The organism is Streptomyces sp. NPDC079020, from assembly GCF_044542225.1.
Classification (GTDB): Bacteria; Actinomycetota; Actinomycetes; order Streptomycetales; family Streptomycetaceae; genus Streptomyces.
Map to the genome: position 1 here is coordinate 329333 of NZ_JBITUB010000008.1, position 15013 is coordinate 344345.

Consider the following 15013-nt stretch of genomic DNA (forward strand, 5'->3'; position numbering starts at 1 on the left):
CGCACCCCCGCAGCGGCCGTCCGCCGGCTCCTCCCACGTTTCATCCAGCTCACGGCCATGAAATGGATTCACTGTGAATTACCCCAACGTGACGGGCGGTTCGGGCGACCCGTCCGTCATCCAGACGATCATCGAGCAGTCGACGCGTGTCCTGGAGACCTACAAGGTCGATCCGGGCCTGATCCTGGAACACGCCAACGGTGAGCGGCGGATCACCCAGGGCGGCTACGGGGACCGGCAGTTGTTCGAGCTCGTCCAGAATGCGGCCGACGAGATCGCCGACTCCCCCGGCGGGAAGGTGCATGTCGTTCTCACGAACACACACCTCTACTGCGCGAACGAGGGAACAGCGGTCACGGCTCAGGGCGCGGAGACCATTCTCAGGATGGGTGTGTCGAAGAAGCGCGGGGGCCAGATCGGCCGATTCGGGGTCGGTGTGAAGTCGATCCTGGCCGTCACCGACACTCCTCAATTCTTCAGCACGTCCGGCTCGTTCGGATTCGACCGGGGATGGTCGTACGAGGAGATCAGGAAGGCGCGCGGGGGCGCGGCCGACGAGGAGTTCGAGGCACCGGTCCTGCGGATGGCCCGTCCGCTGGACGCCTCGAAGGAGCGCGCGGCGGATCCCGTGCTGGCCGACCTGTTGGACTGGGCCACCACCGTGGTGCGACTTCCCCTGCTGCCGGGCGCCGCAGAACGGCTCGGCCACGACATCCACACGTCCGCCGGCAAGTCCGACATCCAGCGGGAGTTCCCCGCGCGGTTCCAGCTCTTCTCCCACCACGTGGGGACCGTGGTGCTGGAGGACCGTCGGTCGATGCCGCAGGTCCGCCGTGAGATCACGGTCGAGCACGAGGGCTTCGTCCACACCGTCCACGAGGCACGGACCGGCAAGCCGGATGCGCGGTCCACCTGGAAGGTCTTCTCGCACGCCCACCGTCCCACCGAGGTGGCCAGGGCCAGCGCGGGCGAGATGCACGACCGGGGGACGATCGACATCGCCTGGGCCGTTCCCGAGTACACCGGTGACACCGTGCTGACCGCCCCCAAGGGGCGTGGCGAGTTCTGGTCGTTCTTCCCGACCAAGTACCCCATGACCCTGGGCGGAATTCTCAACGGCGCCTGGAAGACAAATGAGGACAGACAGAACCTTCTGGACTCCAGCCCCTTCAACCAGGAGATCATCCAGGTCGCGGCGCGGCTGGTGGTCGAATCGCTTCCGCGGTTGGCCCCCGCCGAGGATCCGGGAGCCTATCTGCCCTTCCTGCCCGGCCGGTCCCGGGATTCGGAGACCCTGAACTGGGCGGACAAGTATCTGACCGAACAGATCTGGAAGTTGACGGCCCAGCTGCCCTCGCTCCCCGATCAGGACGGCGTCCTGCGGGTCCCCCGGGATCTGCGCATCCACCCGGCCCCGGTGGGGAAGGTCGCGCTCAAGCTCGACTGGCTCCGCATGTGGAACGCCTATCCCGGGCGCCCCACGCACTGGATCCACCCCTCGGTGGAGGCCGCCGAGTTCCGCGCCGGAAAGGTGGGGCACGTCCTCGACGAGACCCGCCAGGGCCGGGCGACCGTCCGGGAGTGGCTGGAGGCTCTGGTCGCCGACGGCACGGCCGAGGCCTCCGCCGTCGCGATCCGCATCCTGGCCGCGATGATCCGTGAGGCGTCCCCGTTCGCGGCCGAGGCCCGCGCCGCGCGCATCGTGCTCACCGAGGAGAGCGGGATGGTTCCCGCCGTCGTGGGCAAGGTATTCCGGAGGGCCGTTCAGGACGGGCTTCGGGACGGAACGACGTACGTCGATCAGAAGCTGTCCGAGGACCAGTCCCTGATCAGTGATCTCAACGAGATCGGCATCCGCGAGGCGGACTCCCGAGGTCGCTTCATCGGCGTCCTCGAACAGGGCTTCGCCCATTACGGTCCGCAGGACTGGTCACGATTCTGGGAGCTGTTCCACAGCGCCGGTGGCAGTCAGGTCAGCGGAGAGGTCACCGCCCGCGTCGCCGACCCGCTGGCGACCCTGTACGTACGGACCGTCGACGGGCGCTTCCATCCCATGCGGGACTGCCTGCTCCCCGGGGACGTAGTACCCGGGGACGGCAGCCGGGACGGCTCGGTCGCCGTGGACCTGGAGTTCCATTCCGACGACAGGAGTGTCTTCCACGAGTTCGGCCTGCGCGCGCTGCCGACGACCGGACACCGTCCGGCGGACGAGCAGTGGTACGAGGAGTACCGCACAGCCATGTACGAGAGCTACTGCCGGACGTTGAGCAGCAGCGCCGGCCGCCCGTCCTTCAGCAGGCTCAAGTTGGAGGGCTCCCCCATCGGGGGGCCGCTGCATCTCCTGGAGCGGCTGTCGGAGGAAGGCAGGGGTGCTTTCGTCAAGGCGCTGCCCGACACGGGTGTCATCGATACCTGGAACATGCAGTTCGGCGTCCAGGTCTCCACACGCAAGACCGTCTACTCCCCCCTGCGATGGATGCTCGCCCGACACGGTCGAGTCCCCACCTCACAGGGTGTCGTGCCGCTCGCCGGCGCGGTGGGCCCGCAGCTCCGCGCGTACGCGGATGTCCTTCCCGTCGCGGACATCAGTGCGGAGAAGGCCCGGAAGCTGCACCTTCCGACCGTGGTGGAGGACGTCCCCGCGAAGCAGTGGACCCGTCTGCGCGAACAGCTCGGCACCAGCGACGACGACACCTTCGTCGGCCGCACGTACGTGATGCTGACCCGCCTCGAAGTCGACTTTCCCGAGGGGGAACTCACTCGTTGCCGAGTCGGAACGGAGTGGTCCGCACGCGAGGACCACGAGATCGCGGTCGCGGCCACCGACACGGAGTACCGCGCGCTGCGCGCGGAGCAGCTGCCCGCCCTCTTCGCCGGAAGCCCGGAGGACGCCGCGCTCCTGGTCAAGACGTGGGGCATGCTGCGCTACGCCGACGTGATCAGCAAGGAGACCCGTCATGTGGGTATCGGCGAGCCCACCCTCCTGCACGACGAGTTCCCCACGCTCCGGCAGCGCATGGGCAACTCGGTGAACAACTACCGGCTGCTGCCGTGCTCCGAGTTGGAGGAGCTGATCCGTACGCCGCAAGGCACCCGGGCCACCCCCCTGAGCAGCGCGCTCCAGGGCACCACCGTGCTCGTCCTCGAACCCGAGAACCGACTGGCCGCACTGGTGGCGGTGGACCGTGAACTGCGCTGGGGGCTGAAGGAAGTGGGGTGCCGGGCGGTTCTCGACGCGCAGGAACGACAGGAGGCCGACCAGCAGCTCCAGGCCTCCCTCCGTCGGGTCCGGGAGGCGGAGAGCGTCGAGGAGAAGCTGGAACTGCTCATCGGGGCGGAGGCGTTGCGCGCGGGTCTGCCGCCGGGCCTGATGGAGAGCGAGCGCGCCGAACTCGGCGACGTCGAGCCGTCGGCCCGTCGCATCGCGCGGATGGCGTACAACGCGCACGGCGACAGCGTCCTACACATGCACACCCGCGATCTCCTGTCCGCCTATCCGAGTCATGCCCCGTCGGGTTTCACCGGCTCCTCGTCCGCGGTGAGGTTCGTCTCGGAGTTCGGCTTCCCCGATTCCTTCGCCGGCACCAGAACTCCCTCGTTGCCCCCGAGGGTCGAGGTTCCGGGTCCCACGGAGTTCCCCCGTCTGCACGACTACCAGGAACGCCTGGCCACGAAGGTCTTCGCGATGCTGGACCGGTTCACCCCGCAGCGCGGGATGCTGTCGCTGCCCACCGGTGCGGGCAAGACCCGAGTGGCGGCGGAAGCGGTCATTCGCTGGGTCAAGCAGATGGGCGAGCTGGAAGGCCCCATTCTTTGGATCGCCCAGACCGAGGAACTCTGCGAACAGGCCGTCCAGAGCTGGAGTTTCGTCTGGTCGAAGGTGGGGGCCGAGTCCCCGCTGACGATCAGCAGGCTGTGGACGACCAACGAGGCCGGCCCGATCGTCGACCGGCCCCATCTCGTGGTCGCGACGGACGCGAAGCTCCGCGTCTGTCTGGGCGAGGACGCGTACGCCTGGCTCCGGCAGGCGTGCCTCGTGATCGTCGACGAGGCACATGTGGCGATCTCTCCGCAGTACACGGAGATCCTCGCGCATCTCGGCCTCACCTCGCGCGAGACACGTCGTCACCTGCTCGGGCTCACCGCCACCCCGTTCCGCAACACCAACGACGAGGAGACCCGGCGACTGGTCCATCGATTCGGCGCGCAGCGGCTCGACGACGGGGTCTTCGACTCGGACGACCCGTACGCGGAGCTTCAGAAGCTCCGCATGCTGGCGAAGGTGGATCACCGCGAACTCGCCGGCGGGACCATCGTGTTGACCAACGACGAGAAGGAGCGGGCCGAGCAGATGAGCCTGCTGTCGAAGGCCGCCGAGCAGCGTCTCGCCGACGACCACGACCGCAACAGGCGCATTCTCGAAGAGATCGAGGCCATGCCCGCCGACTGGCCGGTACTGGTCTTCGCCACGTCCGTCGCGCACGCCAAGTTCCTGGCCGCGAAGCTCAAGGACCGGGGCATCACCGCCGCCTCGGTGGACTCCGCCACGCCGACGGGCGAACGCAGGAAGAGTATCGACGACTTCCGCCGGGGCCGCGTGCGCGTGCTCACCAACTACGGTGTTCTGACGCAGGGGTTCGACGCGCCGGCCACGCGTGCCGTCGTCATCACCCGCCCCACCTACAGCCCGAACGTGTACCAGCAGATGATCGGTCGTGGTCTGCGAGGTCCCGGCAACGGAGGCAAGGAGACCTGCCTCATCCTGAACGTCCGGGACAACATCACGAACTATGACAAGGCGCTCGCCTTCACGCAGTTCGAGCACCTGTGGAGGGCCAAGTGACCGATGCCTACCTCGACAGCCCGCCCCTCACCGAGGAGCAACAGGCGGTGGTCGACCACCCCTGGGACACCAGGTTGTTGGTGACGGCGGGTGCCGGCGCCGGCAAGACACACACCCTGGTCCGCCGTCTCGACGCCCTGATGAGCGACGAGGACGAGGCTCTGGAGGCCGGTGAGATCCTGGTCCTCAGCTTCTCCCGAGCGGCGGTCCGGGAGTTGCGCGAGCGGATCTCCGCACACGCCCACGAGGCCCGTCGGGTCAGGGTCCAGACCTTCGACTCATGGGCGTACGGCGTGCTGCGGAGCGAGCAGCCGGACCGTGACTGGGGCGGTCTCCGTTTCGACGAACGGATCAGGGAGACCACCGAGGCCATTCTCCGAGGAGCGGTCGAGGCGGGCGAACAGGGCGCACCCGCCCATGTGGTGATCGACGAGGTCCAGGACCTCGTCGGTGATCGGCGGGACATGGTGGAGACCCTGCTGGACCGCTTCCAGGAGAGCTGCGGCTTCACCGTGGTGGGCGACGGGGCGCAGGCGATCTTCGGCTTCCAGGTGTCGGACGAGGATGCCCGTGCGGCCGAGACGAACTACTTCTTCGACTGGTTGCGCGCCTCCTATCCGGACGACCTGGTGGAGCTGCATCTCTCCACCAACTTCCGTGCCCGTACGGACGAGGCCCGCACCGCGCTGCCCCTCGGCGGCGCGCTCCGGCGGCTGCCCTCGGAGTCGGCGGAGTCCGATGCCGCCGGAGAGGACTATCACCGGAAGCTGACCGATCTGCTCCGTTCGTGCCCCGATTTCGGTGATCCGGAGGACCCGTTCACCATCGAGTCGCTGCGGTCGTACCCGGGAACCTGCGCGATCCTGTGCAGGGACAATCGGCAGGCGCTCGTGCTGTCCGACAAGCTGTACTCGCTCGGGGTCCACCACCGGGTGCAGCGTGCCCTGCAGGATCGGCCAGTTCCTGCCTGGGTCGCCTCCGTTCTGCGCGGAACGGGCACCACCACGTTGTCCGAGGAACGCTTCCTGGCGCTGCTCTCCGCGAGCCCGGTGGCGCCGGTCGGGGACCGTACGAGGATCTGGCGTTCCCTGCGGGGCACCGCCCGTGCCCCCAGGGGGTTGATGGATGTGTCGGCCGTACGACGGCTGGTCGCCGAGGGGCGGTTCCCCGACGACTTGGCGGCCGTCGAACCCGCCGGTCTGATCGTGTCGACCGTGCACCGTTCCAAGGGTCTGGAATTCGATCGGGTGATCGTGCTCGACCCGGCCCCGATGGCGGAGTTGCGCAAACAGCACACCCATGTCGACCCGGCGGCCGAGGCGCGTTCGCTCTACGTCGCGATGACCCGCCCGCGGGACGACCTGTTCCGTATCGCGGCGCCGGACACGGCGCTGATCCGTCGTGACAGGTCGACCGACCGTTGGTACCTGGTCGGTTGGAAGTCGTACGTCCGTGACGGCATCGCCGCCTCGGGACGAGACGTGTGCCGGGAGCACCCGCCCGGCACGGACGGATTCTCCGACGACGCGGCGGGCGTGCAGGACTACATGGCGTCGTCGGTGTCCCCCGGTGACTCGCTGGTTCTGCGGGCCCAGCACGAGCTGCCCGTGGCCGCCGACCAGAGTCCCCCGTACACCGTCCTTCACCGGGACCGACCGATCGCGGTCGTCTCGGAGCGGTTCCGCAGGGACCTCCACGCCTCTCTGAAGATCAGCAGGACCTGGGACGTCAGCTGGCCGGTGGAGATCAGGGGATTCCGGGTGGACTGTCTGGAGAGTGTCGCCGGAAGCGTCGCCTCCGGCGCCCGCGCCGGACTGGGGGATCACGGCATCTGGACGGTGCCCCGTATGACAGGACTCGGTCGGTACAGGCGAGCCGGGAAGACCGCGCAGGAAGGCAACGACGCATGACCGACGAAACGAACCCGCACTCCGCGCACTACGAGCTGCGGGACGGCCTGGTCGAACAGCTCCGCAGGGACCTGCTCGGTCCCGGATCACCCGACGAGGTCCTCACACAGGACCCGCCGATCACCACCTATCCGATCGGGGTGCTGTTCCCGCGCGCCTCGGACGACGACGCCGAGCGGGCCCTCGGCGAGGACGCGGCCGAGAACGAGGGCCTGGACGACGTGCCGCTCGCGAGGAGGGGCAGGGACATCGAGGAGTCCGCCCCGGACCTCGGAGTCGCCCACGTCGGCGACCGGCGCCCCTCGTCCATGGGTCTGACGTTCGCTGTCGACCCCACCGTCTCGCGACGCCTCGTCGTGCGCACGGAGGCCGCCGTCTACGATCCGGTCGATGCCGACGGACGTCCTGTCGCCGCCGAGCGCGCCCGGGCCCGCACCGTCGCCGAGCAGAAGGAGCACTGGCGCAGGCGCCCGCTGACCCTGCGCCCGGAGACCATCGACGTGTCCGTGCCCCGGCGCTATCGGGTCGACGATCTGCACCCCGGTGTCGCCATCGACGTCGTGGTCCGTCCGGTGGCTCCCGCCGGCGGGACCGTCACGGTGACGGTGACGTTGATCAACTCGCACCTGGTGGGAAAGCGGGCGCTGCAGGACGCCTTCTGTCTGTACCAGCCACGCCTCACCGTCACGACGGAGTCCGGCGCCCCGGGCTTCGTCGAGCGCCCCTCCGAGCGGCGGGTGATCGACGCGGAGGTGGCGACGAGCAGACTGCTGCACCGGCACGCCCCGACCTTCGCCGTGGGACACGGTTGCTCGGCCGCATGGGACTGGACGCCCCCGCCCATCGGCGTGCCCATCACGGAACGCGCCGCCATCGACACCGTACGGACCGAGTTCGTCCCGGCACACGATGTGCTGCTGACCGATTCCAACCCCGACATCGACGATTCGGCCCTCACCATGCAGGGCCTGGCGACCCGGCCCGAGAACGAGATCCTGGCCGCGCTCAACGATCTGATGGCCGCGTACGCCGAGTGGATCGATCGCAAGGAGGCGGAGTCGAGCGCGTTTCGCGGCACCCCACACGAAGCGCCGGCCCGCACACAGATCGAGCACTGTCGCGCGGCGCTCGCCCGGATGCGTCGCGGCATCCGGGTCCTCGGCACCGACAGCGACGCGATGCGGGCGTTCCGGCTGGCCAATCGGGCGATGGCCCAGCAGCGCTCCCGCAGCGAGTGGGTGAAGAAGGGGCGGGAAGGGTCTCCGGACGAATCCGTCGGGCGGTGGCGTCCGTTCCAGGTCTCCTTCATGCTCCTGTGCCTCGAAGGGATCGTGGACCCCGGTCACGAGGACCGTTCGATCGCCGACCTGCTCTGGTTCCCCACCGGTGGTGGCAAGACCGAGGCGTACCTCGGCCTGATCGCCTTCACCACCTTCCTGCGGCGCATGCGGCTCAAGGAGCGCGGTGGGGGTGTCACGGTCCTCATGCGGTACACACTGCGGCTGCTCACCCTGCAACAGTTCGAACGGGCCGCGGCGCTGATCTGTGCGATGGAACGGATCCGTCTGGGCGACGAACGGACGTTGGGCACGGAGCCCATCTCCATCGGCATGTGGGTCGGCCAGTCGGCCACTCCCAACAAGCTCTCGGTGGCCGAGGAGAGCCTGACCCAGCTGCGGAAGGAGAAGGAGCTCCAGGAGAGGAATCCGGTCCAGCTGCACGCGTGCCCGTGGTGCGGCACCCGCATGGACGCGCATCAGTACGAGGTCGACGAGCCGGCGAAGCGCATGCACGTCCGGTGCCCGGACACCTGGTGCGACTTCCACCACGGGCTCCCGGTCCATCTGATCGACGAGGCGGTCTACGACGCGCGCCCCACGCTGGTGATCGCCACCGTCGACAAGTTCGCCGCCATGCCGTGGCGGGAGCAGACGGCCGCGCTGTTCAACCGCGACCGCTCCGACGGAACCCCGCCTCCGGAGCTGATCGTCCAGGACGAACTGCACCTCATCTCGGGTCCCCTCGGCACGCTCACCGGTCTGTACGAGACGGCCGTGGACCTGCTGGCCGACGAGCCGAAGGTGATCGCCTCGACCGCGACGATCCGCCGGGCCTCGGACCAGGGCAGGAAGCTGTTCGCCCGCGAGGTCGCCCAGTTCCCGCCGGCGGGCATCGACGCCCGCGACTCCTGGTTCGCCGTGGAGACGCCCAAGGACCGCAAGGCGAGCCGCCAGTACGTCGGTCTGCTCACTCCGAGCACGAGCCAGTCCACGCTTCTCATCCGCACCTACGCCAACCTCCTCCACCGGGCGGCACGGGCCGGTGCCACCGATGAGGTGCGCGACGCCTACTGGACGCTCGTCGGCTACTTCAACAGCCTTCGGCTGTTGGCCGCCGCCGAGCTGCAGGTCCACGACGACGTCGACGCCTACCTCGGCCACCTGGCCGAACGTGAGGGCTGCGAGCGGCGAAGGATCGTGGAGCAGACCGAGTTGACCAGTCGGGCGAACTCCAGCGAGGTGCCCAAGCGGCTCAAGCAGGTCGAGCAACGGTTGCCCCATCCCGATGTCGTGGATGTCCTCCTGGCCACCAACATGATCTCGGTCGGTGTCGACGTGGACCGCCTCGGTCTGATGGCGGTCATGGGCCAGCCCCAGACCACGGCCGAGTACATCCAGGCGACCAGCCGGGTCGGCCGTCGCCACCCGGGACTGGTGGCCGTCATGCTCAACTCGAACCGCTCGCGCGACCGTTCGCACTACGAGAGCTTCCAGCACTTCCACTCGGCGCTGTACCGCGAGGTCGAGTCGACCAGCGTGACGCCCTTCTCCTCCCGCTCCCGCGAACGCGGGCTGCACGCGGTGGTGGTCGCGCTCGCCCGGATCCTGATCCCCGCGGCCCGACCCGACGACGGTGCCGGACGGATCGACGAGTTCCGCGACGAACTGGACCGGATCGTCAGGACGGCGCTCCTGGCACGGGTCCAGGCGGTCGATCCGGACGAGTACGCGGCGACGGCCGACGCGTTCGACGAGTTCGTCGAGTGGTGGTCCGAGGAGGCCGAGCTCCACGGCGGGCTCACCTACGAACCCAAGCGGGGCCGGCGGACACCGTCCCTGCTGTGCGCGTTCGACGACGACAACGAGAGTGCGTGGCCCACCCTGTGGAGCCTGCGCGATGTCGACGCCGAGTCCGCTCTCTTCATGGAGGCAACCCGATGACCCCTCCCCCCTCCCGGCGCCGCCGGGCCGGTGCGCCCGAGCGCAGCTATCCCCGTCGGGGCTCCGTACGCCGGGCGCAGATGATCACGACGTACGGTGTCGGTTCGCTCGTCGCCGTCGACAACGAGTCCTTCATAGTGACCGGCATCGACTCGTGGAACATCAGTGAGGCACCGACGATCCATGAGCACCGCCTGGCCCGGGTGCTCGGCGTGAAGTCGTTCCGTCTGCCGCCCGCTTCGGACGACACGAGCAAGGACGGTGTGCACGTCCGCCGGTTCCCGCTGTGGCACTCGTGCCCGACCTGCCAGTCCCTCCAGCACGTTCGGCTCTTCAATTCCCCGCCCGGGAAGAACGAGTGCGGCGACTGCGGGGAGGATCTCGTTCCCTCGCGCTTCGTCATGGCCTGCGCCAAGGGACACATCGACGACTTCCCGTACTGGAAGTGGGCGCACCGCAGGAATCGTCAGGAGGGCGAATCCGGTCTCTGCGGCGGTCGGATGCGACTGCGGACCAGCGGCAGGACCGCTTCGCTCCGCTCGATCCTGATCTCCTGCACCTGCGGAATCCCCGAGGTATCCATGGAGGGCGCCTTCCGCGGCACCGCGATGTCCGACCTGAAGGTGTTCTGCGGTGGCAAGCGCCCCTGGTTGAAGGACGCTCCCGCCGAGCCCTGCTCGGAGCGTCCGCGCACGCTCCAGCGCGGTTCGTCCGTGGCCTGGCAGCCCATCGTGCGGACGGCGCTGTCGATCCCGCCGTGGAGCGACGGACACTTCACCCGGCTCGCCCCGCACATGGACGAGCTCCGCACGATGTACGCGGACGGGGACACCCATGGGATCAAGGTCTTCCTCAAGGCCGTCGCCCTCACCAAGAAGTACGACTTCTCGGCCGACAGGGTCATCGCCCTTCTCGAAGGGGAGAACCACGAGGATGTGGCGCCCGGCCAGGAGCAGGTCACGGACGACGCCTGCACGGCGCTTCGGAAGCAGGAGTACGAACGGCTGATCGCGGGCCGCGCCGAGAGCGAGACCGACCACGAGGACCAGTTCGTCTGCGAGCCTCCCCGGTCGTCCGCGGCCGTCCTGGTCCCCTACGGGCTGGAAGGTCCGATGCTGGTGAAGCGTCTGCGGGAGGTCCGTGCGCTCAAGGCGTTCTCGCGGGTCGACACACCCGAGACACGCACGGACGTCCAGGAGGCCGCGCTGTCCCTCGTCGACATGGACTGGCTGCCCGCCATGGAGGTCCAGGGCGAAGGCGTCTTCCTGCGGCTCGACGAGCAGCGGCTGGACTCCTGGGCACGGAGCGTCGCGATCGCGGCCAGAGTGGACCGCTTGCGCGCCAACCACCGGCGCATGATGCGGGAACGCGCCCAGGCCCCGGCGGATGTCCCCGACTCGCCGGCCACCCCGCGCATGGTCCTCCTGCACACGTTGGCGCACGCGCTGATCAACGAGTGGAGTCTGGACGGTGGTTACCCCGCCGCGTCCCTGCGCGAGCGTCTGTACGCGGACGACGCCATGGCGGGAATCCTCGTCGCCACGGCGACGAGCGACTCCGCGGGGAGCCTCGGCGGCCTGGTCGCCCAGGGCGAACCGGACCACCTGGCCCTTTCCCTGCGGTCGGCACTCGTCCGGGCCCAGTGGTGTTCGGCCGACCCGCTCTGCGTGGAGTCCGAGGCGAGCGGCGTGGGAGGCATCAATCTGGCGGCCTGCCACGCCTGCGTCCTCCTGCCCGAGACCAGCTGCGAGTACAACAACGGTCTGCTCGACCGGGCGCTGCTGATCGGCACCCCGGAGGATCCTTCCATCGGGTTCTTCAGCGAGGCGCTGCGGTCCTGATCGCCCGCTCACACGACTTCGCCCAGCTCGGCCTCGAAGTGCGTCTGCGCACGGTCCAGCGCCCCGTCCGGGTCGCAGCCGTGGGCCCGTAGCCAGTGGAGGAGGTCCGCGATGAGGTTGATCGCGGACTCCTCCGCCCTCGCCACCCCGAGCCGCCCGTACGAGGCGTTCTCCTGCTCGACCACCGACCCCATCAGGCCCAGTAACGCTTCGGCCTTGGCGACCTGCGGCCCATCGGCATGGTCGACCGACGAGCGCAGGCCGGTGAGCAGTTCGCACCAGGTGACCTTGGAATCGCCGCGCACGTCCACACCCCAGCGCTCGGCGACTCCGTCCACCAGGGCAAGCCCCCGCCCGTCCTCCGATCCGTCCGCGGCCGAACGGAGGACGGGAAGCGTGCGCGTGTCCGGGTCGCTCACTTCGATACGAAGGCGACTCCCGCTCATCGAAACGGCCAGGCGGGCCGGGGTACCCGGCCCCACGTGCTTGATCACGTTCGCCGCCAACTCGGAGACGCAGAGCTGCGCGTCATGCACCACGCCACCGAGGCCCCAGAGAGCCAGGTGCAGACCGATCGCGCGGCGCAAGCCCGCCAACTCCACGGGCTCCGCCAGGAAGGGGAGATCCCACGCTTTCCGAATCACACCGAAGCGACAGCCATCCATTCAGATCACCACTCCCGCGACATCGACAGTCACCCAACGTGTCTGCCCACACAAGAAGAGTGACAGTGGAACTCTCATTTTGGAACTCTCAAGCTGCATCAACGGGAGCACTCGGAGCGGTGCACGCCCCCGGCGCACGCTGCCTTGCCCACCGAACACCGCACCGTGCACCCTCTGAGGGATCTATGTGAAGGGCGACAGCCATGCCAGTCGGGCCCACCACCCGCAGACGTCAACTCGGCGCGGACCTGCGCCGTCTTCGTGAACGCAAGGGCCTCACCCTGGAGGAAGCAGGGGCCCTGGTCGGCATCTCCAAGGCGACCTTGAGTCGCTACGAGAGAAAGGAAGGCACGGTCAAGTGGCCGGCGGTCGACGCTCTCTGCCGCGAGTACGACACATCGGACGATGAGCGGGCGTCGCTCGTCGCGCTGGCCAAGGGCGCCCGGATTCAAGGTTGGTGGCGTTCGCTCGCCGATCCGATCCCCGAGTCCATGAATCTCATGCTGACACTTGAGGACGAGGTGGTCAGCGAGGACCACTACGCCTGCATGTACGTGCCCGGCCTCCTCCAGACACGCGCGTACGCGGAGGCTGTGCACCGGGCCTCGGAGATGCGGAGCACCGAACAGGAGATCCACCACATGGTGGACATCCGCATGAGACGTCAGGAACTTCTGGCGCGGGACGAGCCCCCACACATCTGGGCAGTGATCGACGAAGCGGTCATCCGTCGTGTCGTGGGCGGCCGCTCCGTCATGCGCGAGCAGTTGAAGCACCTGCTCGAACTGACCGAACGACCCCACATCACCGTCCAGATACTTCCGTTCGAGGCCGGTGCCCACGCAGCCGCGGTCGGCAGCTTCGTCGTCCTTGGCGGGCCGGCGCCCGAACTCGACGTCGTGTACGTCGACATCATCGGTGGTGGCCTGTTCATGGAGAAGCCGCAAGAACTGGCGCGCTATAAAATGGCGTTCGAGTATCTGCGCGCACAGGCACTGGACATCGACATGTCTGCCGCGCTCCTGGATCGGGCCCGCAGGGAGCTTTGATGGATCAAGAGCACGCGCACTGGTTCAAGTCCTCGTACAGCGGCGGAAGCGGCACCGAGTGCGTCGAGGTCGCCGACCTGCGCAACGCCGTGGGCGTACGCGACTCGAAGCAGACGCGGGGACCACACCTGACAGTGCGGCACCACACCTGGTCCTGCTTCGTCGCCGCCCTGGGACTCCGGAGACTCACCGCCTGAGCAGGCCGGCCCTGCGTCCGGCAACGGTGTGGCTACGCGTGGACACCCAGGTGGGAGCCCACCTCCCGCATCTCCGTCGTGAGCGTGCGGCGCTTCCTGGTGATCTCCTCGAAGGTGATCGCGGCCGACGACTGGTGGCGGAACCATTCGGGTGCCAGATGGTCGAGCCGGGTCAACTCCTCCATGGCGCCCGTGGGGTCACCCGTGCGCACCTGGGCCCGCGCGAGGTCGAGGTAGTACCGGTTCCCGTCATTGCTGCTCGGTTTCCCGAGCCGCTTCCAGCTCTTGGGCTGAAGGCTCTCCTCCTCGCCCGATTTACGGACCACCGATCGCGCGTCGCCGACGATCATGAAGTCCTCAAGCTCTTTCATGGACGCGGTCACGGGACCGAACATCGACCAGTGGCGAAGAAGGTTCCGGTGCGTCGCGCCCACAGCCCTGGCAGCGGTACCGGCAGCACGGCGCAGCGCCTTCGCCTCTTCGGGACGGTTGTTACGAGCCGCAGCGGCCGCGCCTTCCATCGCCAGGCCTCCCCACGTCGCGTACTCGTCGGGTGAGGCACCTTTGATCTTCGGCTCGACAACATCCATCGTCGTGACAGCGATCTCCTCGGCCTCGTCGTAACGCTCGGTACGCATGAGCATCCAGCACATACCGCCGACGCCCGACGCGGCCGTCAACGGCGCCTCGGCCCTCCGCGCGTCCGAGATGGCCTCCCGAATGGCAGCGTGCGCAAGGTCGTACCGGCGGATCTGCGTCAGGTAGCGACCAACCAGTTGCAGCGCCTCCGATCGGGCCACCAGGGCTTCGTTGTGCTCCTGACCCGAGTCGTAGTACGCGACGGCATCACTCACCGCGCGAATCAGCGCGGGCAGATCGGCCGCGATGCTCTTGTAGCTGTCACCGAAGTACAGCACCGCATGGTCGTGCGTCATGCGCCGAAGACGACGCAGGTCCGGCTCCTCACCGGCAGGCGCGCTCACGGGGAGAAGACCGATCGCCGGAGTGAGCGCGATGCGCAACTCGCGCAGATTCAAGCTGTTCGGATCGTCATGCCTGACAGGCTCCGGCGGACCGGCTGCCATCAGGTCCGACGTCTTGACTCCCAGGGCTCTGGCGATCTGATGAAGGGTCTCCATCCGCACCCCATCGGCGCCCTGCTCGATTCGGCGGATGGGTCCGACCGAGAGCCCCGACCGATGCGCGAGCTGCTCCTGACTGAGCCCACTCGCCCGTCGGTACTTCCTTAGGTTGTCCGCGAGTTCGTCCGACATGCGACACCACCCT

8 protein-coding genes are annotated in these 15013 nt (G+C 68.4%); 6 read left to right on the forward strand and 2 right to left on the reverse strand.

All coding sequences use genetic code 11. The annotated features are described in order from the left end of the window. Window positions 1-73: 73 nt before the first annotated feature. The 4 genes from ACIGJO_RS19475 to drmB are packed head-to-tail and all read left to right on the forward strand — an operon-like array spanning window position 74 to window position 11815. Window positions 74-4843 (forward strand): DEAD/DEAH box helicase, encoded by a 4770-nt coding sequence (locus tag ACIGJO_RS19475; protein ID WP_399959534.1) that lies wholly within the window; start codon window positions 74-76, stop codon window positions 4841-4843. Next, window positions 4840-6753, forward strand: coding sequence for a UvrD-helicase domain-containing protein (locus ACIGJO_RS19480; RefSeq protein ID WP_399959536.1), 1914 nt, complete (start codon window positions 4840-4842; stop codon window positions 6751-6753). Before ACIGJO_RS19475 ends, ACIGJO_RS19480 begins: the two co-directional genes overlap by 4 nt. Then, window positions 6750-9974, forward strand: coding sequence for a helicase-related protein (locus ACIGJO_RS19485; protein WP_399959538.1), 3225 nt, complete (start codon window positions 6750-6752; stop codon window positions 9972-9974). The genes ACIGJO_RS19480 and ACIGJO_RS19485 overlap by 4 nt, the downstream gene beginning before the upstream one ends. Further along, window positions 9971-11815, forward strand: coding sequence for a DrmB family protein (drmB, locus tag ACIGJO_RS19490; protein ID WP_399959540.1), 1845 nt, complete (start codon window positions 9971-9973; stop codon window positions 11813-11815). The genes ACIGJO_RS19485 and drmB overlap by 4 nt, the downstream gene beginning before the upstream one ends. A gap of 8 nt (window positions 11816-11823) precedes the next feature. On the opposite strand, the gene ACIGJO_RS19495 is transcribed toward drmB, so the two are convergent. Next, complete coding sequence (locus tag ACIGJO_RS19495) at window positions 11824-12480, reverse strand: ATP-binding protein (RefSeq protein ID WP_399959542.1); 657 nt, start codon at window positions 12478-12480, stop codon at window positions 11824-11826. 203 nt (window positions 12481-12683) lie between these two features. On the opposite strand from ACIGJO_RS19495, the gene ACIGJO_RS19500 reads away from it, so the two are divergent. Beyond that, a complete protein-coding gene (locus tag ACIGJO_RS19500) occupies window positions 12684-13529 on the forward strand; it encodes a helix-turn-helix domain-containing protein (protein ID WP_399959544.1) in 846 nt (281 codons plus the stop codon). Beyond that, entirely contained in the window at window positions 13529-13726 is a 198-nt protein-coding gene (locus tag ACIGJO_RS19505; protein ID WP_399959546.1) for a DUF397 domain-containing protein, read from the forward strand. The genes ACIGJO_RS19500 and ACIGJO_RS19505 overlap by 1 nt, the downstream gene beginning before the upstream one ends. A gap of 32 nt (window positions 13727-13758) precedes the next feature. On the opposite strand, the gene ACIGJO_RS19510 is transcribed toward ACIGJO_RS19505, so the two are convergent. Further along, window positions 13759-15000 (reverse strand): helix-turn-helix domain-containing protein, encoded by a 1242-nt coding sequence (locus tag ACIGJO_RS19510; protein WP_399959548.1) that lies wholly within the window; start codon window positions 14998-15000, stop codon window positions 13759-13761. Window positions 15001-15013 lie beyond the last annotated feature (13 nt).

Bases quoted from the DNA above. Each gene is read 5' to 3' on its own strand.
- ACIGJO_RS19500 (WP_399959544.1), top strand. From the start codon at position 12,684: ATGCCAGTCGGGCCCACCACCCGCAGACGTCAACTCGGCGCGGACCTG.
- drmB (WP_399959540.1), top strand. From the start codon at position 9,971: ATGACCCCTCCCCCCTCCCGGCGCCGCCGGGCCGGTGCGCCCGAGCGC.
- ACIGJO_RS19495 (WP_399959542.1), bottom strand. From the start codon at position 12,480: ATGGATGGCTGTCGCTTCGGTGTGATTCGGAAAGCGTGGGATCTCCCC.
- ACIGJO_RS19485 (WP_399959538.1), top strand. From the start codon at position 6,750: ATGACCGACGAAACGAACCCGCACTCCGCGCACTACGAGCTGCGGGAC.
- ACIGJO_RS19510 (WP_399959548.1), bottom strand. From the start codon at position 15,000: ATGTCGGACGAACTCGCGGACAACCTAAGGAAGTACCGACGGGCGAGT.
- ACIGJO_RS19505 (WP_399959546.1), top strand. From the start codon at position 13,529: ATGGATCAAGAGCACGCGCACTGGTTCAAGTCCTCGTACAGCGGCGGA.